The organism is Nostoc sp. TCL240-02 (assembly GCF_013343235.1).
Lineage (GTDB): Bacteria > Cyanobacteriota > Cyanobacteriia > Cyanobacteriales > Nostocaceae > Nostoc.
Genome location: NZ_CP040094.1, coordinates 4,675,419 through 4,695,671, shown reverse-complemented (window position 1 = coordinate 4,695,671; position 20,253 = coordinate 4,675,419). Strand labels below are relative to the sequence as shown.

Annotated in this window: 16 protein-coding genes; 8 read left to right on the top strand and 8 right to left on the bottom strand. The window is 42.1% G+C overall.

Features of this window, described 5'->3' with window-relative positions; all coding sequences use genetic code 11:
* Positions 1-2: 2 nt before the first annotated feature.
* The 4 genes from FBB35_RS20015 to FBB35_RS20000 all read right to left on the bottom strand — a co-directional run bounded on the left by FBB35_RS20015 (position 3) and on the right by FBB35_RS20000 (position 2,937).
* Positions 3-923 carry a DUF5331 domain-containing protein gene (locus tag FBB35_RS20015; RefSeq protein ID WP_174711085.1) on the bottom strand — a complete coding sequence of 307 codons (921 nt, stop codon included), beginning with the start codon at positions 921-923 and terminating at the stop codon, positions 3-5.
* Positions 924-1,072: 149 nt separating this feature from the next.
* Positions 1,073-1,405: a ferredoxin gene (locus FBB35_RS20010; protein WP_174711084.1), complete on the bottom strand. Its 333-nt coding sequence runs from the start codon at positions 1,403-1,405 to the stop codon at positions 1,073-1,075.
* A gap of 59 nt (positions 1,406-1,464) precedes the next feature.
* Positions 1,465-2,439 carry a cysteine synthase A gene (locus FBB35_RS20005; protein WP_174711083.1) on the bottom strand — a complete coding sequence of 325 codons (975 nt, stop codon included), beginning with the start codon at positions 2,437-2,439 and terminating at the stop codon, positions 1,465-1,467.
* A 243-nt stretch (positions 2,440-2,682) separates the two neighbouring features.
* A complete protein-coding gene (locus FBB35_RS20000; protein ID WP_174711082.1) occupies positions 2,683-2,937 on the bottom strand; it encodes a hypothetical protein in 255 nt (84 codons plus the stop codon).
* A 112-nt stretch (positions 2,938-3,049) separates the two neighbouring features.
* Here FBB35_RS20000 and FBB35_RS19995 point away from each other — a divergent pair, with 112 nt between their 5' ends.
* Positions 3,050-3,244, top strand: coding sequence for a DUF433 domain-containing protein (locus FBB35_RS19995; protein WP_174711081.1), 195 nt, complete (start codon positions 3,050-3,052; stop codon positions 3,242-3,244).
* On the opposite strand, the gene FBB35_RS19990 is transcribed toward FBB35_RS19995, so the two are convergent.
* Both FBB35_RS19990 and FBB35_RS19985 read right to left on the bottom strand, forming a co-directional pair.
* On the bottom strand, positions 3,212-3,421 hold the full coding sequence (locus FBB35_RS19990) for a DUF433 domain-containing protein (RefSeq protein ID WP_174711080.1): 210 nt from the start codon (positions 3,419-3,421) through the stop codon (positions 3,212-3,214). The two genes, FBB35_RS19995 and FBB35_RS19990, sit on opposite strands and share 33 nt — an antisense overlap.
* A 158-nt stretch (positions 3,422-3,579) precedes the next feature.
* Complete coding sequence (locus tag FBB35_RS19985; protein ID WP_174711079.1) at positions 3,580-8,112, bottom strand: tetratricopeptide repeat protein; 4,533 nt, start codon at positions 8,110-8,112, stop codon at positions 3,580-3,582.
* A 537-nt stretch (positions 8,113-8,649) separates the two neighbouring features.
* Between FBB35_RS19985 and FBB35_RS19980 the strand changes: the two genes are divergently transcribed.
* The 5 genes from FBB35_RS19980 (at position 8,650) to FBB35_RS19960 (ending at position 15,177) form a co-directional block, all read left to right on the top strand.
* A complete protein-coding gene (locus FBB35_RS19980; RefSeq protein ID WP_174711078.1) occupies positions 8,650-9,042 on the top strand; it encodes a hypothetical protein in 393 nt (130 codons plus the stop codon).
* A gap of 191 nt (positions 9,043-9,233) precedes the next feature.
* Positions 9,234-9,554: a DUF3040 domain-containing protein gene (locus tag FBB35_RS19975; protein WP_174711077.1), complete on the top strand. Its 321-nt coding sequence runs from the start codon at positions 9,234-9,236 to the stop codon at positions 9,552-9,554.
* Positions 9,555-9,570: 16 nt separating this feature from the next.
* Positions 9,571-11,652, top strand: a complete 2,082-nt coding sequence (locus FBB35_RS19970) for a dynamin family protein (protein ID WP_174711076.1) — start codon at positions 9,571-9,573, stop codon at positions 11,650-11,652.
* Positions 11,653-12,150: 498 nt separating this feature from the next.
* Positions 12,151-14,367 carry a dynamin family protein gene (locus tag FBB35_RS19965; RefSeq protein ID WP_174711075.1) on the top strand — a complete coding sequence of 739 codons (2,217 nt, stop codon included), beginning with the start codon at positions 12,151-12,153 and terminating at the stop codon, positions 14,365-14,367.
* A gap of 111 nt (positions 14,368-14,478) precedes the next feature.
* Positions 14,479-15,177, top strand: coding sequence for a DUF305 domain-containing protein (locus tag FBB35_RS19960; protein WP_174711074.1), 699 nt, complete (start codon positions 14,479-14,481; stop codon positions 15,175-15,177).
* A gap of 99 nt (positions 15,178-15,276) precedes the next feature.
* On the opposite strand, the gene FBB35_RS19955 is transcribed toward FBB35_RS19960, so the two are convergent.
* Complete coding sequence (locus tag FBB35_RS19955) at positions 15,277-15,519, bottom strand: hypothetical protein (RefSeq protein ID WP_174711073.1); 243 nt, start codon at positions 15,517-15,519, stop codon at positions 15,277-15,279.
* A gap of 250 nt (positions 15,520-15,769) precedes the next feature.
* On the opposite strand from FBB35_RS19955, the gene FBB35_RS19950 reads away from it, so the two are divergent.
* Positions 15,770-16,903, top strand: a complete 1,134-nt coding sequence (locus FBB35_RS19950) for an S-layer homology domain-containing protein (RefSeq protein ID WP_174711072.1) — start codon at positions 15,770-15,772, stop codon at positions 16,901-16,903.
* A gap of 235 nt (positions 16,904-17,138) precedes the next feature.
* Here FBB35_RS19950 and FBB35_RS19945 read toward each other — a convergent pair whose 3' ends face one another.
* The gene (locus FBB35_RS19945) at positions 17,139-17,573 is read right to left on the bottom strand and encodes a CAAD domain-containing protein (RefSeq protein ID WP_012407766.1); all 435 of its coding nucleotides are present in this window, start codon (positions 17,571-17,573) and stop codon (positions 17,139-17,141) included.
* A gap of 944 nt (positions 17,574-18,517) precedes the next feature.
* Here FBB35_RS19945 and FBB35_RS19940 point away from each other — a divergent pair.
* Entirely contained in the window at positions 18,518-20,242 is a 1,725-nt protein-coding gene (locus FBB35_RS19940) for an ATP-binding protein (protein ID WP_174711071.1), read from the top strand.
* Positions 20,243-20,253: the final 11 nt, after the last annotated feature.

Genomic DNA, 20,253 nt, shown 5'->3' with positions numbered 1-20,253 from the left:
ATTCAAGTCAAAATATCTTCTTCTTTATTCCTAGTGCCGTAACAAAATTCATCTACCCAAGAAGCTAAACTGCGGGCATTAGTGGTTGGTAAATTCACTTTGCTCTTAATATCTTGCGGTTGAATATTCACTTGCTTGCCGTTACTTTTAACCTCAGTAGTAATTGCTAGCGATCGCACTGGTTTACCATTACTGTTAATCTCAGTAGTAATTGCCAGCAATGCGCCTACAGGGACTCGGACAGATGGCGGGTTGCTCTTAACCTCAGTAGCTAATGCCACAGATGGCATAGTTTTGGCTTTGCTGTTGATTTCACTAGTCATTGTCAGCGTCGAGTGCGATCGTATTGGTTGATATTCCTTTATAAAACCGGAGGCTGGCGTTTTTACAGGAGTATCTGGAGCAATTTTAGTAGCAAATGCAACTACCAACTCAGGTTTGTGTGTGCGAACTACCTCAGTTGTAGCTGTAAATGATGGCGCAACTCGATCGGCACGAGACAAGTTAGAGTCTAGAGTCTTGGCAAGAGAATGAAGCGCAATTTTGCTGGCAGTTACAGCCGATGACAGATGTTTATCCTCAAAATGCTTCTCATCTGGTGACTCGCTTTCAAGTTGGCTGATATCAATAGAATCCTCAGAATCCTCTGATTTTATTAAACGTAACTCTTCGTCAGGATTGAAGTTAAGACCTAAAGCAGAGACTATTTTATCTGGATCGTTATTCAGATCCAGCATAAAAGCAAGTATTTCATCAAACTGGGGTTCTAAAACAGACAGTGTTGCCAAAATAAAACCGGACAAAGGACGGCGCAGACCATCGTAAGTGGCCCATATTCGCATTTTGACCAGCCAGGCAATATTTTGCTTGTAGTAAATAAGCCACTTTTGTTTTAAGGATTGACGCAGCTGTTGGATATTCATTGGATGCCTCACTTCAGTCAACAAGATTACAGACCCTGATATTGTTAATTAGGGAACTCCAAGAAATAAATTATCCAATCTTGTGGGGCGGAAGATGTCCACCCCACAATAAATAATTGAATATTTTTTTATTTGTCAGTCCCTTAGCTTTATTGCTGGGGATGAAACCGATAATAGAGCATCTGTTCGACTCTTTCACCACCTAGCAAATGATTTTCTATCAGTAGAGATACTTCATCCGGTTGAACGCCGCTATACCAGACCATATCGGGTAACACTAGCACCATCGCCCCATTGCCACATTGTCCCAAACAGCTGCTAGCCGTTACTGTTACATCAGGGATTGGCAAAGCTGCAAAAGCTGCTAATACTTTGACTGCACCTTGCTTTTTGCAAGTGCGATTTTGACAAACCCGCACACATTTAGAAGAAAAGGGTTGGTCTATTGTCGGAAAGTTTGATGGTTGAGTTATGTTTGTCATTTGTCATTTGTCATTTGTCAAAGGCTAATACCCCATGCCCAATGCCCAATGCCCAATAACTAATCTATTGAAAGTCCTTTTGAGGCTAGCCATTCAGGGTTAAATATCCGTGACTGATAGCGGGAACCACTATCACACAAGATGGTGACAATGGTATGTCCTGGCCCTAACTGCTTTGCTAGGGCGACAGCAGCGCCAACATTAATACCCGTTGATCCGCCCATTAACAGCCCATCTTTCCTCAGTAGTTGGTAAACTACCCGTAAAGCTTCTTTGTCATCGATTTGAATGGCATCATCAGCAGGTGCGCCTTCCATATTGGCTGTGACACGACCATTTCCGATACCTTCGGTGATGGAATTTCCTTCTATATTGATTTCACCTGTTTTGACGTAGCTATAAAGTGCGCTACCCAGTGGATCGGCAACAACGCATTTAACTGCTGGATTTTGTTCTTTTAAGTACAACGCCACACCAGCATAAGTACCAGCAGTACCAGTTGCAGCTGTCCATGCATCTATTTTACCATCTGTCTGTTGCCAAATTTCCGGCCCTGTGGTTTCATAGTGGGCGTGGCGGTTGGCTAAGTTATCAAACTGATTTGCCCAAATTGCATTTTCTAACTCAGCTGCGACTCTGCCAGATAACTTGACGTAGTTATTTGGGTCTTTGTAGGGTACGGCAGGAACGCGACGGACTTCTGCGCCAAGTGCTATCAGTGCGTCTATTTTTTCTTGTGATTGAGTATCAGGAATAATAATTAGACATTTGTAGCCTTTGGCGTTGCAAATATGCGCCAGTCCAATGCCAGTATTACCAGCTGTTCCTTCTACAACAGTACCACCGGGTTTGAGTAAACCTTTTTTTTCTGCATCTTCGATAATGTAAAGTGCGGCACGGTCTTTGACGGAACCGCCAGGATTAAGAAATTCAGCTTTTGCGAGAATTTCACACCCTGTTTCTTCACTGAAGCTGTTTAAGCGAATCAGGGGTGTGTTGCCAACAGCGCCAACGAAGCCATTTTTAATATCCATTTTGACTATACCTGTGTGAGTATCTATAAAAATTTTGGCTTATAGCGATCGCATAATTTACAACTGATTTGCCTAAAATGCCATATCGCATTTCGTCTCTGAGCAATCCAACAATGATCATAGTTGCCTAAGCGATCGCATCTGGCAGTGTAATATTTACAGATTTCATAAGCTGATTATATTGTCGTCAATTAATTTAAGATTAGCGCGATCGCATTTCGTCTCTGAGCAATCCAACAATAATCATGACTGCAAAAACGTTTGTTCAGCTAGAATTTTATCGTGATTTACTGACGTATCTTTAAATCCGCTTCCCTTGGGTGCAGGAGTAAGGCGTAAACCTTGCTTTTGTGGAGGTAAATAACCACGTTGGCTGAGGAATTCTTCGAGGGCATTTTCTACAATAGCGTTAGCAGGTAAGGAAACTTCTTGATCGCCGATGTAAGCACTGAGAGCATTAGCGATCGCATCTGGCAGTGTGATATTTAGGGATTGCATAAGCTGCTTATATTGTCACCAATTAGTTTAAGAGTAGCGCGATTCCCCACTCAGCAATCCAGCAATAATCATACTGTGCAACAATAGCTTTAGCTTAGTCGGAGTATAAACTATGGACTGGAAACAGTACATTCATTCAGATCCTAAAATTCTGCTGGGTAAGCCGACTGTTAAAGAAACTCGTTTATCTGTAGAGTTCTTATTGGGTTTGTTTGCTGCGGGATGGACAAAACAACAAGTGCTAGAAAATTATCCTACTCTCACCTCAGAAGCATTAAGGGCGGTATTTGCTTTTACAGCAGAGTGATTCGAGAAACGCTGTTGCCTGTGCGCGGCTCACAGTGGGAAAATCTTCTAGAAAGTCATCAAGGCGATCGCCTGCTTCGAGATAATCAATCAATGTTTGTACTGGTACGCGAGTTCCATAGAAAACGGGTGTACCAGAAAGGATGTCGGGAGAACTCTGTATTAGTTGAGATTCCATATCGCATCTAGTAGAGGAAATTGAACGACTGCATAAGTTGGTTAGATTGTGAGCGATTAATTTAAGATTAACGCGATCGCATTTTCCTTATCTTCATCGCATCTCCTTTCTGAGCAAGCCAACAAAAATCATTAAGATTAACGCGATCGCATTTCCCCTTATTCACCCATTGAAACTTGACTGCGGTCAAACAACCACTCATCGCCAACTATCTCCTCTAAGCGTTGATTGAGTCGAGGGAGGAAATATTCATGATTATTGAGCCGTTGCTGGACATACCAAGCTTGAAAAGCTTCCGGCGTTTCAATTCCTTGGGCAACTGCCGCCCCTGATATAATGTTGACACTAAGTTCTTGGAGTTCCTCTAACTGGGGATGACCTTCACCTCGGTAGTTGCAAAAGAACATTGCCGTTGCTCCTAGCAAAGCTTCTAGTTCATCGCCTTGAGGCACTCTATTATATAAAGAATTAATCAACCGAATGGTTTGTGATAAAGGGGCTTGAATCCTCAGCGTTAGCCACATTGCTTGAGCTAGATAAACCAAACCGTTACTTTCATCCGTTAAGCCTAAATTACTCAGAACTGTTACCAAATCACTGTATGCACTTATTTGTGCAAGTGTGGAAACAACTTGTTCGTAGAGTGCGATCGCTTTTGGGATGTCCCCTTGGTCGGCGAATACCTGTGCCATGTTGTTGAGGGTAGCGGCTTTACCTTTGACATCGCCAATCTGCTCTTTTATTTCCAAGGATTGCTCCCAGAGTGCGATCGCTTTTGGGATGTCCCCTTGTTGGGCGATTACCAGTGCCATGTTGTTGAGGGTAGCGGCTTTACCTTTGACATCGCCAATCTGCTCTTTTATTTCCAAGGATTGCTCCCAGAGTGCGATCGCTTTTGGGATGTCCCCTTGTTGGGCGATTACCTGTGCCATGTTGTTGAGGGTAGCGGCTTTACCTTTGACATCGCCAATCTGCTCAGTTATTTCCAAGGATTGCTCCCAGAGTGCGATCGCTTTTGGGATGTCCCCTTGGTCGGCGATTACCTGTGCCATGTTGTTGAGGGTAGCGGCTTTACCTTTGACATCGCCAATCTGCTCAGATATTTCCAAGGATTGCTCCCAGAGTGCGATCGCTTTTGGGATGTCCCCTTGGTCGGCGATTACCTGTGCCATGTTGTTGAGGGTAGCGGCTTTACCTTTGACATCGCCAATCTGCTCTTTTATTTCCAAGGATTGCTCCCAGAGTGCGATCGCTTTTGGGATGTCCCCTTGGTCGGCGATTACCTGTGCCATGTTGTTGAGGGTAGCGGCTTTACCTTTGACATCGCCAATCTGCTCTTTTATTTCCAAGGATTGCTCCCAGAGTGCGATCGCTTTTGGGATGTCCCCTTGGTCGGCGATTACCTGTGCCATGTTGTTGAGGGTAGCGGCTTTACCTTTGACATCGCCAATCTGCTCAGATATTTCCAAGGATTGCTCCCAGAGTGCGATCGCTTTTGGGATGTCCCCTTGTTGGGCGATTACCAGTGCCATGTTGTTGAGGGTAGCGGCTTTACCTTTGACATCGCCAATCTGCTCTTTTATTTCCAAGGATTGCTCCCAGAGTGCGATCGCTTTTGGGATGTCCCCTTGTTGGGCGATTACCTGTGCCATGTTGTTGAGGGTAGCGGCTTTACCTTTGACATCGCCAATCTGCTCAGTTATTTCCAAGGATTGCTCCCAGAGTGCGATCGCTTTTGGGATGTCCCCTTGGTCGGCGAATACCTGTGCCATGTTGTTGAGGGTAGCGGCTTTACCTTTGACATCGCCAATCTGCTCAGATATTTCCAAGTCTTGCTCCCAGAGTGCGATCGCTTTTGGGATGTCCCCTTGGTCGGCGAATACCAGTGCCATGTTGTTGAGGGTAGTGGCTTTACCTTTGACATCGCCAATCTGCTCTTTTATTTCCAAGGATTGCTCCCAAAGTGCGATCGCTTTTGGGATGTCCCCTTGGTCGGCGAATACCAGTGCCATGTTGTTGAGGGTAGCGGCTTTACCTTTGACATCGCCAATCTGCTCTTTTATTTCCAAGGATTGCTCCCAGAGTGCGATCGCTTTTGGGATGTCCCCTTGTTGGGCGATTACCTGTGCCATATTGTTGAGGGTAGCGGCTTTTTCTTGCAATTCTTCTTCAGGGCAAAGGTCTAAAGCTTGCTGATAATGGGTAACAGCCTCTTGCACAAAACCCAAAACTTCTTCAGCAGGGGCAATGGTTCCCAAGATGCGGTAATCTTGAAAAACTGCCAGAACTTGCTTACATAACTCCAAAGCTTCCACAAAGCGGGAATCGTTCACCCAATTGCTGGCAATGCTATGTCCAACGCTGACAGCAATCTCCTGCTCTTTCGCCAGCAATCCCAAACGTACAATTTCCAGTGCTTCTGCTTCCGTGGGGTTGTCATTTTCCTCCCACCAAACTTGATGGATTTCCCTCACCGCTTGCTGTCGCGTTACTTGCCATTCTTCCTGAATCAACACTGTTTCTAGCAACGATTCTAAAATTGTCGTCACCCGATAATTAGCTGGCTGGGTGGGGTGAGTGGTGGCAGACTCAACTAAGCTGAGGCTGACAAGCTTTTGCAGAGAAGCAACAGAGGGGGAGATGGCGTTAATGATTTCAACAGTAACGGGCAAATTAAACACACTCAAGCGTGCGAGAAACTTTTGTTCTTCCGGTTCCAATGCATCCAGCAGAGTTTGTGCCAAGATATTTTCGCGGAATTTCTGCTCAGTCGCCTCCAGCCGATTCAATAATTCATCCGCCGCTATTCCTGGTTGCTGAATCACCTCTAACAACCACTTCAGCAACCGGGGATTACCATCAGCAATGTGGATAATCCTCTGAGTTTTTAACTGCTGCCTAACTTCTTTATCTAAAGGAAAGCAGATTTTATCAATATCACTGCTGCTCATCTCTGCCAAAGATTCCAAATGCAGACGATGAGGTGGCAAAGTGTCTTCTTTCAAATAACGACAGGTGACAATCAGGCGACTTTCTGCCCCGTTTTCTTCCAATGCCGCACAAATCGCCCCTAAAATATCGTAAGCTTCCGCCGTCATCCGCAGTGAGCCATCTTTAACGGGGATATTTTGCTCAAAGTCATCCAGCACCAACAGCAAGGGTTGGTTGTGTTCTTTTTCTATTGCTGCAAAAAAGTTTTGCAACCGTCCTTTCAGAGACACTTTTGGTTCATTCAAAAGTGCGGGCACATCTGCAAACCGCTCAAACTTATTAGAAAGCTTAGTCAGTAAACCTATCTCATCCAAAGGCCCAATTACCACGACTCGCGCAAAATTATCACGCTGCATCTCCACCCGCGTACATAACCGCGCCGCCAGGGTACTTTTCCCCAGTCCCCCCATCCCGGCAATAAACACCCCGATTTGATCGCTGGTTTCTTGCAAAGCCTTGAGACATCGTTGCAAAGGTCGTCTGCGTCCGACAAATTCAAACCGACTCGCAACTTTAACTTGATTATTCTCATCCAGAAATTCTTGCTCTGGCGCTGTAAACGTCAGCCTTTCACGATTTCTTGTTCTCAGAGGTGTCACCAGTTCGGCAATAGGGCGCGTATCCCGATACATCCGCAACAGATGCCAGTCGGTGCATTTTTGCTCAATCATTTCCTGCTGCGCCGCTTTGACCGCTTCTTCAACAGTTGCCCCCGTCGCCAAAGCTTGATATAGTGCCTGTGCCGCTACAATACCTGTGCGGTCATACACCGGACGCGCCCAACCTAAAACTATACCTGCCCCTGCTTTCACCAACGCTTGCGCCATCGATGGTACTGTCCCCTTATTAGCAACCTGTCCCGTATGACAACCAGAGAGAAAAGTTATACGCGGCCAGCGTCCGCGAAAGGCTTTAGCTAAATCATTGACGGTAGTAAGTTGCATATTCCCCACTTCATCCTCAGTGATAAAGCAAGGTGTATTATCTGGGAGTGTTGCACCTTTTGGCAGCAAAAAGCTGTAATTTTTGGTGTAAATTATCCCGTGTCCCGTGAGGTGAAAGACATCAAAATAGTCTTCTGGATAGGATTGCACCAAATTAGCCAACTCTGCAACCGAGCCGCTTTCCTCAACAATCAACGCCAAAGGTTGATCCTTAGTTGCTTGCAAAATATTTGCTTCTTCCTGCTCAAACCCTAGTAGCGCAACTCTGGGATCTTCCGGTGAAGTTGCCATAAACAGCAACCGCAATGGGCGATTTTGTACCCCAATCACTTGGGTTTGACGTTGCTGCACAAAACGCACTGGTAAGACGGAAAGATTCTGGCGTTCTATTAAAAACTCTGCACCATCATTTAGCAATTCCCAAGGCAAATGTGCCAAACCCAACGCCACCCGTTCTGTTTCTGGGTTCAACCCCTGCGCTTCGCTGGTTTTAATCAAATCTAGATTAATCGTTTGCTCATCCGCCTCATCCAGCGCCTTTCTCAACCATCCTTCTTTACCATCCAGCCATTGATAAAGTTGCCGTCCCAACTGGGTGAGATAGGGTAAATAATCTTGTTGTTGAGCATAATAATTTTGCTCACACGAATCAATTAGCGCTGCCAACTCCGTTTGATCCAGGCGACGTGAGCCATAATCACAGCGCAGTTCAAAAGTTTGCTGTTGACTGAGGGCGAAGGTAAAGTTTAGGGACATGGCTGACAGCAGGAGTTTCCATAGTAACCTTCACCGTATTATCACCTTTTTCCCGAAATTATCGCCGATAAGCTGCTACTAATCGCGTGACTGGCGAAGATACTGCATTGATGCGATCGCAGTTCAACTATAAAATCAGGACAGATGGGGCAAATCTTTGCTGTTGTTAGGGCTGTAGCTATATTGATTGTTATATTCGTTCAGAACACAAGTCCATTCTGTCAAAACGCAAGTCCATTCAGCCAGAACGCAAGTCCATTCAGCCAGAACACAAGTCCATTCTGTCAAAATACAAGTCCATTCTGTCAGAACACAAGTCCATTCTGTCAAAATACAAGTCCATTCTGTCAAAATACAAGTCCATTCTGTCAGAACACAAGCCCATTCTCAACAATTTCTTATCTAGCATCGTGCAATTACTGAGCTAGTAATCCAATCTTATTAAAAAAAACACCTTTTTTTGCAAGCTATACTGAACCGCTACATTGTCTCATTGAGACACTCTAGAAAGATAAGTTTAGTAAAAGGTGTGCATTGATGCCACGCAAAACAAGAAGCTCTTCCGTGCTAGAAAAAACCGAAAAGAGAGTAATCGGATTTAAATCGATTGATTCCAGCCTCGACTTTGGTGATTCTATCAGTTTAAACAATTTAATCCAGTTAACCGGCCAACTCCGCAACCAAATTGACCAGTATAATATGATGCTAACTACCCTTGACTCGGCAAAGGCAAAAATAGAAACCCTTGAAAAGAGCATTTGCGAAACCTCAGAACGCTTAGTTAGTGGTGTGGTGTTGAAGTATGGCAAAGATAGCCGGGAATACGAGATGACAGGCGGGGTACGCAAGAGCGATCGCATTCGTAAAGCCACCATCACCCGGTTAAAATCGACCGCAGACTTAAAAGCAACTTCTAAACAGACGGCGTAACCAACAAAAATTAGGCATCATTTACAGTGAATGATGCCCATTGCGTAAGCGTAGCCCGCCGCAGGCATCCCATGATCGCATTTGAATAGTAATTTTACTGGGGTTACTAAATATTTACGTAAGTTAGTATACAGCATGATTGATAAGTAAATGCTGACATCTTTTCATTGTCTTAGACGGGATGAACACTGATGACATCTGAAAGGGATCGCCAAAAAGAACTTCAACATCGAGAACGCACATTACGAGAACGAGAAGTTGAATTGCGACTTCGGGAAATGGAAACTGACATCCATACTACCGATGCGGCTTTTCATCAAACCGTGAAACATCAACCAGATCATAAATCTTGGATGAAAAAACTGATTCTGGGTGGAAAGCTGTTTGCTCTTGGTGTGGTAGCGCTAGTTGCAGTCAAAATAGCCTCAGTATTGGCTGGGTTTATTATTGTTGGTGCTATGGGGTGGGTGTCTTACAAACTATTTTTGGAATCTAAAAAAAACAATCTTTAATTAAGGTCTAAATTTTATGACAAATCAGGTAGCAACTGACAGATTTATCCAAGATTTAGAGCGGGTTGCTCAAGTGCGATCGGAGATGTCTGTATGTTTGAGTCAATTGGCTGAAACAATTAATAAAGCTGAATTGGCTGGGGATTATTCATCAGGAAAACTCAGCTTAGAGCGAGATATTGAAGATATTACAGTAGCTAGTAAAAACCTTCGCCAAGGTGTATTTCGGCTTTTAGTCTTGGGCGATATGAAACGCGGTAAAAGTACGTTTCTTAACGCCTTAATTGGTGAAAACTTATTACCGAGCGACGTTAACCCTTGTACCGCAGTTTTAACAGTTTTACGCTATGGCCCAGAAAAGAAAGTTACCATTCATTTTAATGATGGTAAAAGTCCGCAACAATTAGATTTCCAAAACTTTAAATATAAATATACCATCGATCCGGCTGAAGCTAAAAAACTAGAGCAGGAGAAAAAACAAGCCTTTCCTGATGTTGATTATGCAATAGTTGAGTATCCCTTAACGCTACTAGAAAAGGGAATTGAAATTGTCGATAGCCCAGGATTGAATGATACAGAAGCGCGAAACGAATTATCTTTGGGTTATGTAAATAACTGTCATGCAATTTTGTTTGTGATGAGAGCTTCTCAACCTTGTACCTTGGGTGAGCGTCGCTACCTAGAAAATTATATTAAAGGTCGAGGGTTGACGGTTTTCTTCTTAGTTAACGCTTGGGATCAGGTGCGAGAATCATTGATTGATCCTGATGATGTTGAAGAATTACAAGCATCTGAGAATAGATTACGGCAAGTATTTAACGCCAATTTAGCAGAATATTGCACTGTAGAAGGTCAGAATATTTATGACGAAAGAGTGTTTGAGCTTTCGTCAATTCAAGCACTCAGACGACGGTTGAAGAACTCGCAAGCTGATTTAGACGGGACTGGCTTTCCGAAGTTTATGGAAGCCCTTAATACTTTTCTTACCAGAGAACGTGCGATCGCAGAACTCCGTCAAGTCAGAACCTTAGCTAGACTTGCCTGCAATCATACCCGCGAAGCAGTTGCTAGACGAATACCATTACTTGACCAAGATGTAAATGAATTGAAAAAACGGATTGATTCAGTAGAACCTGAGTTTAATAAACTCACAGGTATTCGAGATGAATTCCAAAAAGAAATTATCAATACCAGAGACACTCAAGCAAGAACGATTTCTGAATCTTTCCGCAGTTACGTTTTAAACTTAGGTAATACCTTTGAAAACGACTTCTTACGCTATCAGCCAGAATTAAATTTATTTGATTTCCTCAGTAGTGGGAAACGAGAAGCATTTAACATCGCACTGCAAAAAGCCTTTGAGCAATATATCACTGACAAATCTGCTGCTTGGACATTGACTGCTGAAAAAGATATTAATACAGCTTTTAAAGAACTTTCTCGCAGTGCCGCACAATATGGCGCGTCTTACAATCAAATCACAGATCAAATTACAGAAAAGCTCACCGGACAAGACGTAAAGGTACATACCACTACTACTGCTGAAGAAGATAATTCTCCGGCCTGGGCAAAATGGGCAATGGGATTGTTATCCTTATCTAAAGGAAATTTGGCTGGTTTTGCACTAGCCGGAGCTGGATTTGATTGGAAAAATATCTTGTTAAACTACTTCACTGTAATTGGTATTGGCGGGATAATTACAGCAGTGACGGGTATTTTGCTTGGCCCAATCGGGTTTGCATTGCTAGGCTTAGGAGTAGGATTTTTGCAAGCAGATCAAGCGCGTAGGGAGTTAGTTAAAACAGCGAAAAAAGAGTTAGTAAAACATCTACCACAAGTCGCACATGAGCAATCTCAGGTTGTATACAGTGCTGTGAAAGAGTGTTTTGATTCTTACGAAAGAGAAGTGGGTAAGCGGATTAACGATGATATTGTATCTCGCAAATCTGAATTAGATAATTTAGTTAAGCAGAAACAAACTCGCGAAATCAATCGTGAGAGTGAGTTCAATCGTTTAAAAAGCTTACAAGAAGATGTAATAGCTCAATTGCAAAAAATAGAGGCGGCGTATAGTAACTTATTAGCTTACTATAGCTAACACATCTGTTCCCAGCTTTTAGCAGAGAATGGCTATTGGGAGGTTCTGCCTCCCATAAACATAAGGCAATACGTACATTTGAGGTAAGCCATAACTTTTTGTCAAAGTAAATTTTTTAACGAACCGCATAGACGCGGAGCGGCTTCGCGCAGGGTAGGACACAAAGAACACAAATTAATAAAATACAAAAAAGAGCAAATGTTTAATTTAACTGTATTTAAATATAAAAATTAAATATAAATAAATTAATTTTTTGGAAAGAATTTTAGTCATAGCAAAGTTTACTATGAGCAGTAAATCGCTCACTAATCCTATTTCTTTGCGCCCTTTGCGTCCTTTGCGGTTCGTTCCTCATATATCTCGGCACAACCTCATACATAATTAGTATAAAAATAGGATTTTATTGTATGTTTAATTATGCGTAGTATCAAACATAATAATGTGAGGCAGCAGCCCAAATAATCTGCATTACCAGGTTGAATCTAGGAACGAAGAATTATGCAACAACAGTATGAAGATTATAAGGATTTAGCAGATTCTCTGAAATCTGCATCTGCGTTACTAAATTTAGAACGCAAATCACAATTACATCAAGATATAATTACCATTTGCAATCATCTAGTTAATCCTAGTTTTCGCATTGCGGTATTTGGCCCTTTTAATCATGGCAAGTCTACCTTACTGAATGCCATGCTAGGAAATCGCACCTTACCAATTGATTTAATCCCTACCACTGGTGCATCAATTTCCGTCAAGTATGGATCTGATGTGCGAACTCGCATTATGTTGGTAGATAGTACAGAAATCTATCGCAGTGGCACAGAAATTCTACAACAATTTGCAATTCTTGATGGCAATAGACAGATGCGAAAAGATGTAGCATCTGTAGAAGTTTTTTGCCCGCATCCCTTCTTAGAAACTGGTGTAGAATTTCTCGATTTACCGGGAACAAATGATAGAGATGAACAAGATAATTTAGTCAGAGAACAGCTTTTGAGTGCAGATTTAGTTATCCAATTACTAGATGCACGGAAATTGATGACTTTAGGTGAACGGGAAAACTTACGAGATTGGTTATTAGATCGCGGTATTAAAACAGTTATATTTGTTGCCAATTTTCTTAACTTACTCGAACCCGACGAGCAAAAACAAGTCCAAAATCGCCTGCTGTTTGTTGCAGAGAGCTTTCGAGCCGAACTACCTCCAGGTTTTAGCAATTTATATCGTGTTGATGCTTTACCTGCCTTAAGAGCCAGATTAAAAGGCGATGTTGCTGCTGCAAATAGTAGCGGGTTAGCAGCTTTTGAAACAGCTTTGCAAAATATTGTGGGGATTTTGCAACCAAATCGTGGTAGTGTGCGTTTGCCAAGAGTGCAAGCGATCGCTTCTCAAATTCAACTCTCATTAAAAACTAAAATTGACCCACTTGCTCTTGAAATAAAATCTTTTAATGATAAACAAAATAGTAAAATTGAAATTAAACAAAAAGCAGCTAACTTAATTTATAAAGGCTTTGCTACCAGCATAGGAGAACTACGCGATTGGCTATCATTACCTAAGCTACTTACAAAATATCAAGCTGATGCGGCAGTTGCATTAGCAGAAAATAAATTTAAAGATTGGCAAACAAATATTTTTAAAAAAGACCTGAATCAATTACAATTAGCTGCGGTTAAATGGCTTTATCAAGCTTACGAGTTTTTCCAAGAAGAACGACCGCAAGATTTATTAATTCCCTTTCCTAGTGAACCAGAAGTAATATTACCCCCAAAGCCAAACAATAATGATGATTTGAGTGAACCTGGTTCCATTGCTGTTGGTGGTGGTATTGGTTGGTTATTAGGCGGCCCAGTTGGCGCTGCTGTCGTCGGAAGTATTTCTTATTTGTTAAACAAAAATATCCAAAAACAAGACGAACAATTAGCAAAGGAATCTTATCATCAAGAGGTTGCTAAACTTTGTATAACTGCCATTGAAGATTATTTATCTAGTTTTAGCAGTCAAGGTTTATCTATTTTGGCTGAATATGAACGCCAAGCTGAAAAAGTAATTTGCTTTGAATTCAGCCAAGAACCAGTAGAACTTACTAATAAGCGTGAAAGTTTGCAGCAGTTACAAAATGGTTTTAATGGGTTGCTACGAGAGTTAGAAAAAGTCAAAATACTCTCAAATCATCAATTTTATAAAGAAATACCAAAATACACGAATATTAATAGAAAATATTCACCACAGCCAGAGAGAGTTAAAATTTCCCTGGAAAAAGATCCTGCTGTTAAGCAACAGCAGGAAAAGACTGCTAAGAATACTCGGACAAGGGTAGAATCTGTTTCTCCACCGCCAAAAGCTTCTCCGTCCCCACGTCCAGAAGAGGTGGAGGCGAAATTTCGTGATTGGGAACTCAATGAGGAAATAGTGCGGATGAAAGCAGAGATGCGAACGCCTGGTTCCCAAACTAGCAAGCAGCAAAATACAACTCAAAGCAATAAAGCACCCAACCAACCAAAAACCCAAACGGAAAAAGATAAGATTACTCGCGCCTACGGTATTTTAGGATTAAAAGCTTATGCTTCTCAGGCTGAGGTAAAGCAGGCTTATCGAACTTTAGTTAAAAAATGGCATCCAGATTTGTTTGTAAATCAGCCGCAACTGCTCAAACAAGCACAAGAAAAAATGCACTTAGTTAATGATGCTTACACAATCTTGAGTGATAAATAAACAACAAGAGACTGGACTTATTTATAAGTTAGATTTCATCCTAATTTCATTTTTGGCTGCCAAGCTAATAAGTAAATATAGAATTAGGAAAGAAACTATGAGGTGAGATTTATGCAACTGCTATCTTTGAGAAATGGCTTTTTGGTGTTAACCTTTAGTGCGATCGCTTCAGCAGGTGGGTTAATGACAGGCTGTACTAGTATTGCTTCTCAGAACCAAAGCCAAGCACCAAAGGCAACCAGCACCAATACTAACGATAAGCAGATGATGAATCACGGTGGTGGCATGATGAATCACAGCATGGGAATGGATTTAGGTCCAGCCGATGCTAACCTTGATTTACGGTTTATCGACGCTATGATACCGCACCATCAAGGGGCTGTGGAAATGGCGAATGTTGCACAGGTGAAATCAAAACGTCCTGAAATCAAAAAATTAGCAGGCGATATCATCAAATCGCAAAACCAAGAAATCACTCAGATGAAGCAGTGGCGACAAGCTTGGTATCCCAAAGCGGGAGATAAACCAATGGCTTACAACAGTCAAATGGGCCATACGATGGAAATGTCATCTGACCAAATGAAAACTATGATGATGAGTCAAGATTTAGGTGCAGCTGATACTGAGTTTGATTTGCGCTTTATCAATGCGATGATTCCTCACCACGAAGGTGCTGTAAGAATGGCAAAAGATGCCTTAAGTAAGTCTCAGCGCCCTGAAATCAAAAAATTAGCTCAAGCAATTATCAAAGCACAAAATACAGAGATTAAGCAAATGCAGCAGTGGCGAAAAACTTGGTACAACAAGTAATTCGTAAAAGGAAGAGAAAAAAGAGAAATTGAAAAATTGATTCATCCCTCAAATTTTTATTGACAGACTACTGGTGTTTTTGGTGTGCGGATCAACAAATCAAGCCATCCGTTCAGTCCACTGGGGCGCATCTGTCATCAATTTAGCAAACAAGTCTGGGCTAGCATCCTCGAATTTCAGCATCACACCACAGCGCCGATCGCTCGTTAATGACTGAGTAATCTCTTCACTGCATGAATGCTGTACTCCATAATTTAATAATTCTTCGCGCGTCCAGTAATGCAAGAGGTTAAGGCTGAACTGAGCGCAGCCGACGCTCCAGAAAGCGGCGTTCACTGTCATTTGTTACCAGCACTAGTGCAAGCGTGTAGCTCTGTGCGGCTTTTTGGGAGGCTCCGATGCGGCGCAGTAGATCGGCACGGGTGGCGTGAAATAGTAGACGCGGAGCGGCTTGTCGTTAGACATCACTCAGTATTGAAGCAGAAGTCTGATATTTTACTAAAAATTACGAATTAAAAAGGGCTGGTGTAAAAGAGTCATCTGTGGCTTAATTTGTTTAGACACAAATTTAACTGCTACCAGGGTAATCACGATGACAAATAAACCTCCTTCCGAACCGGAGTCATCCCAAAGAACTGCCCTTGGCTTTGATGAATTTATAGCCATTCTGGTTGCCTTCACCACTATCGGAGCAATTCTTTTTTGGTCATTGTCCCGCAGGGATTCTAGCTGGAACTTCAACAGGCTGCTGTCGGCTTCTTCCACTCCCTCGCCTAGTGTTCAACCAAATCAAGTATTGCCTTCCCTTAATCCCAAAGTAGAACCAAATGTAGTCCCTAAAACAGTTTTGCCCTATTCTCTACCGGAGGCTGTTGTTGAACCCAAGACACCTTCATTGCCAACTAACAGCGCCACGCCTTCCCGTGCATTACCATCTGCTCAGGTAATTCCGACTCAACCCCCACAACCACAGACACCTGTACCCTCTTCAGCAGTACTTGAGTCATCAATTAAATCATCAGCGCTGCCTTTAGTAACTCCAGCAAAACAAAAATCTATTATTCCGCCACCAATTGCATTTAACGATGTGCCCACTAACTTTTGGGGTCGGCGTTTTATAGATGTTCTTTCTTCTCGTAGTATTCTCAAAGGGTTTCCTGATTATTCGTTTAGACCAAATCAGCCTGTAAACCGAGCCGAATTTGCTGCAATTGTGCAAAAAGCCTTTGACCAAGAACCGTCTAAGACTGCGATCGCATTTGAAGATGTACCAACAAAATTCTGGGCAACTCCAGCAATTGACCAAGCCATCAGTGCCGGATTTCTCAAAGGTTACCCGAAAAAAACCTTCAAGCCACAACAAAATATTTCACGAGTGCAAGTTTTGGTTGCCCTTGTTAGCGGGTTGAATTTGAAAGCGCCCACTTCGCCAAATCAGATTTTAAGTGTCTATAAAGATGCTAAAGATATTCCAGCTTATGCTATTGGCAAAATAGCTGCTGCTACAACCAATGGTCTGGTAGTTAACTATCCAAACCCACAAATTCTTGCTCCCAACAAAGTAGCTAGTCGGGCTGAAGTAGCGGCGATGATTCATCAAGCTTTAGTAAAACGGGGCAAGTTGGAGGCAATTTCATCTCCAAGTATAGTGCGATTGCCCAGTGCATCTCCAGAAACTTCGCGCACTCCCAAGGTTAAATTGTCGCCAGGAGGTTCGTCTCGGTGAGGTTGTGAGAGAAAGTGTTCAACAAAGAAGCAGAGGAAAAAGATTCTTAACGATCCTTTATTCCTCTGCTTCTTGGCCAACCCATTGCAGAAAATTCAAAATTCAAAATTAGAAATTCAAAAATTTTTGATTTTGAGAAAAGTCTGATCTAAGGCTTCCTTAGATCAGACTCAGAGGGTGATTTTGAATTAGATTATTTGCGTAGAGTCTTTGCAGGATAAGCGATATTTAGATATCAAGCTTCTGGAATTTTACCAACCACTTGTGATTTTAGAGTGGTGATTTCACTAGTTAACTCTTTCCTCGTTGAGGCTTTGAGTAAATAGCGGTAAACAAACCAAGCAGAGTAACCAATCCCTATCAACTCAAAAGTAGGCGCTACTAAAGGGATATCATTCAAAGCATCTAATATTGCCAAGAGTACTTTAACACCAACAATTGATCCTACAATTAAACCAACTGTTACCAGAGGTTGCTTATATTCATTAAAGAAGCCTCCCACATATTCTGGCAATGTTGCTAAAAATGTAGAAACTTGCTCCCCGTATTTTAGCCATTCATCTTGAGACTGTGCGGGAGGCTGGACTTTTGTGATGGTTCCCGTTTGGGTGTTGATCTCTGCCACTGTAGTCTCTTTGGATGCGGTTTCAGTAAAATCTTGTTCTGGCATTTTCACTCCCATTAATTTGACAGTTGAGTTTTTCTAATCTGGATAATTGCAACCAAAAGGCTGTTGGTTAGGTAATGCACAAGTGCATCAGTACAATTGATTAAAGGGCACAAAAGGGTTTTAGTGTCCTTTAACTATAATTGCCCCGTAATATCTACTGCATCAACTACAAGGTAGACAGTCAGTAGGAGGATAGAATTCAGAAGGGAGTAGGATGTATTATAATCGTCCTTCTGAGTTCTTTTCTAAGTCAACTGGAATCCTCTGGTTGTGATTATCTCATTCCGTGTCATTTGTTCATAATCGTACTAAATCTAAGTACAAATCAGGCAAAATCAGCCCACCTCTCATTTATATAAGCCTAAAAGCCGATTTTAGCCAATATTAAAGCTATCTTAAGCCGGGTTCGTCAATTAACGCATTCGTATTGATATTAATACGTAATAAAAGTTTTTGTGTATTCACATCGACTAGACTTTCAACCTATTTTATGATAGGCGTGCTGGTAATTGGGGATGAGGCAGAAATAACCTAATGCCCCATGCCCCATAATCAAACCTTTTGTTTTTTTCCTGATTGTATTAATTTTATAAGGAAGCAGTAAGGTAGACTAGTGGCTTACCTGATGTCAAGAACTAATTGCTATCAACTGTATATTGAGGAAAGTATTGTAGTAAGGAGAAGACGGTCTCAGACAGGTCTTTAGTTCGGGAAATTATTTGTTACTGTTGAAAAAAGTGAATTCGGTTCGCTATCAGTAAGTGTACTTAGCAGCATTGCTATCAAAATAACTCATAGTATATGAGGTTATGCGAATTATCTACTAAGCAATGATTTGCTGTTGCTATAAAAGAAGATAATGTAAATGTTAATAACCAATTAAACTGTTTGTACAAGCTAAACTGATTTGGTAATTTTTGCGGGAAGGCAAGGAGGTTTGAGAAATGCCAACTCAAAAGCCAACCCTTATCGATAGCAGTTCAGAAATCAAAAAAGTGTCAGCCGAAGAGCCATCGACAGACGAACTACCGACTATAGAATTTCCCTCACGAGGGAAACTCAAAGCCAGTTCTTGGCGCATCCATCAAAAAATTGGCTATGGGTACTTTGTAGCTATCGGAATTGGCTTTTTTGGAGCGCTAACTGGGTTAGTGATTGCCAACTACTATCGGGGTAGGGAAGTAAGGCAATTCAATCAAGCTTATGAACAAGGACAACTACTGAGTAATTATAGAGATGCAGTAGTAGGGGCGCAATTACATAGCTCTAATTTAGTTGCTGTATTAGAAAATTCACAGCAACTACAAACCAAAAAAGCTGATTTTTTGAAGAATGTTGAAAAAGCCCAGCAATTAGAGTCAAAAATTTCTGGATTTATTGACAGTAAACCTAAAAGACTAGCGGCAACAAGTTCGACTTTACAGACGCTATTGCTAGATTACAAGAATAATTTAAAAGCTTACGTTGACCAAATCGAGGCCGTCTTACAAAAAATTGACTCACAACCAGCGCAGCCTCAGCAAATTTCTGCTGCCCGATCGCAGTTATTGACAATTATGCGTGGTGAAACAGCCATGCGCCTAGATCAGCTTTCTGAAAGTTTGGCTAACATCCTGCAAACTGCTGAAGATCAAGAGCAAGAAAGGCAAAAAGCCGTTGAGCAGGCAAAAATAGTTGAGCGATTTATCGTAATTATCAGTATGCTCGTTTCGGTGGCGATCGCAGCCATTGTAGCTTGGCGTACCAGTCGAGCGATCGCTGAACCAGTTATCACCGTCACCCAAGTAGCTGAACAAGTGGCGCGGAAACATAATTTTGATTTGCGAGCGCCCGTCACCACTGAAGATGAAATTGGCCTACTCGCCAAATCTCTAAATCGTCTGATTGAGCGAGTATCTGAGCGAACCAAAGAGCTACAACAAGCTAAAGAATTAGCAGAAGCTGCTAGCAAGGCAAAAAGTGTATTTTTGGCCAATGTCAGCCACGAATTACGTACACCACTAAATGCTGTCATTGGCTTGAGCCAACTTTTAGAAGACGATGCCACCGATCTTGGTTTATCGGCAGACTTTATCACCGATTTAGAAACAATTAACTCTGCTGGTAAACATCTACTGCACTTGATTAACGAAATCCTCGACTTGTCAAAAATCGAAGCGGGGAAAATGACTCTCTATCCAGAGACATTTGAGATTGTAACGCTAATTAATAACGTCGTTCTCACAGTCAAACCAGCTATAGAAAAAAATGCCAATATTTTAGAAGTGCATTTTGATGAGCAACTTGGCACTATGTACGCCGATCAAACTAGGATGCGGCAGGTGTTGTTAAATTTACTAAGCAACGCCAGTAAGTTCACTACAAATGGCAAGGTGACGCTGACAGTCAATAGAGAAAAGGAGGAATTACGACTGGATGCTCCTTTAGGTATGATTACTTTTACCGTTACCGACACAGGTATAGGTATGTCTAACCGTCAACAGCAGCAGTTATTTCAACCTTTTACACAAGGAGATACTTCGACTACGAAAAAGTATGGAGGTACGGGACTGGGGTTAGCAATTAGTCGCCACTTTTGTCAGATGATGGGTGGTGAGATTATTGTTAAGAGTCAGCCTGGACTTGGTTCTACTTTTACTATTCGTCTGCCAATGACTGTACAGGATTGAAGGGATTGGGG

What these genes read in the sequence shown, in the direction of transcription:
- FBB35_RS19995 (WP_174711081.1), top strand. Translation starts at nt 3,050, where the DNA reads ATGGACTGGAAACAGTACATTCATTCAGATCCTAAAATTCTGCTGGGT.
- FBB35_RS20005 (WP_174711083.1), bottom strand. Translation starts at nt 2,439, where the DNA reads ATGGATATTAAAAATGGCTTCGTTGGCGCTGTTGGCAACACACCCCTG.
- FBB35_RS19975 (WP_174711077.1), top strand. Translation starts at nt 9,234, where the DNA reads ATGACATCTGAAAGGGATCGCCAAAAAGAACTTCAACATCGAGAACGC.
- FBB35_RS19970 (WP_174711076.1), top strand. Translation starts at nt 9,571, where the DNA reads ATGACAAATCAGGTAGCAACTGACAGATTTATCCAAGATTTAGAGCGG.
- FBB35_RS20015 (WP_174711085.1), bottom strand. Translation starts at nt 923, where the DNA reads ATGAATATCCAACAGCTGCGTCAATCCTTAAAACAAAAGTGGCTTATT.
- FBB35_RS19940 (WP_174711071.1), top strand. Translation starts at nt 18,518, where the DNA reads ATGCCAACTCAAAAGCCAACCCTTATCGATAGCAGTTCAGAAATCAAA.
- FBB35_RS19990 (WP_174711080.1), bottom strand. Translation starts at nt 3,421, where the DNA reads ATGGAATCTCAACTAATACAGAGTTCTCCCGACATCCTTTCTGGTACA.
- FBB35_RS20010 (WP_174711084.1), bottom strand. Translation starts at nt 1,405, where the DNA reads ATGACAAACATAACTCAACCATCAAACTTTCCGACAATAGACCAACCC.
- FBB35_RS19980 (WP_174711078.1), top strand. Translation starts at nt 8,650, where the DNA reads ATGCCACGCAAAACAAGAAGCTCTTCCGTGCTAGAAAAAACCGAAAAG.
- FBB35_RS19945 (WP_012407766.1), bottom strand. Translation starts at nt 17,573, where the DNA reads ATGCCAGAACAAGATTTTACTGAAACCGCATCCAAAGAGACTACAGTG.
- FBB35_RS19950 (WP_174711072.1), top strand. Translation starts at nt 15,770, where the DNA reads ATGACAAATAAACCTCCTTCCGAACCGGAGTCATCCCAAAGAACTGCC.
- FBB35_RS19960 (WP_174711074.1), top strand. Translation starts at nt 14,479, where the DNA reads ATGCAACTGCTATCTTTGAGAAATGGCTTTTTGGTGTTAACCTTTAGT.
- FBB35_RS19965 (WP_174711075.1), top strand. Translation starts at nt 12,151, where the DNA reads ATGCAACAACAGTATGAAGATTATAAGGATTTAGCAGATTCTCTGAAA.
- FBB35_RS20000 (WP_174711082.1), bottom strand. Translation starts at nt 2,937, where the DNA reads ATGCAATCCCTAAATATCACACTGCCAGATGCGATCGCTAATGCTCTC.
- FBB35_RS19955 (WP_174711073.1), bottom strand. Translation starts at nt 15,519, where the DNA reads ATGACAGTGAACGCCGCTTTCTGGAGCGTCGGCTGCGCTCAGTTCAGC.
- FBB35_RS19985 (WP_174711079.1), bottom strand. Translation starts at nt 8,112, where the DNA reads ATGTCCCTAAACTTTACCTTCGCCCTCAGTCAACAGCAAACTTTTGAA.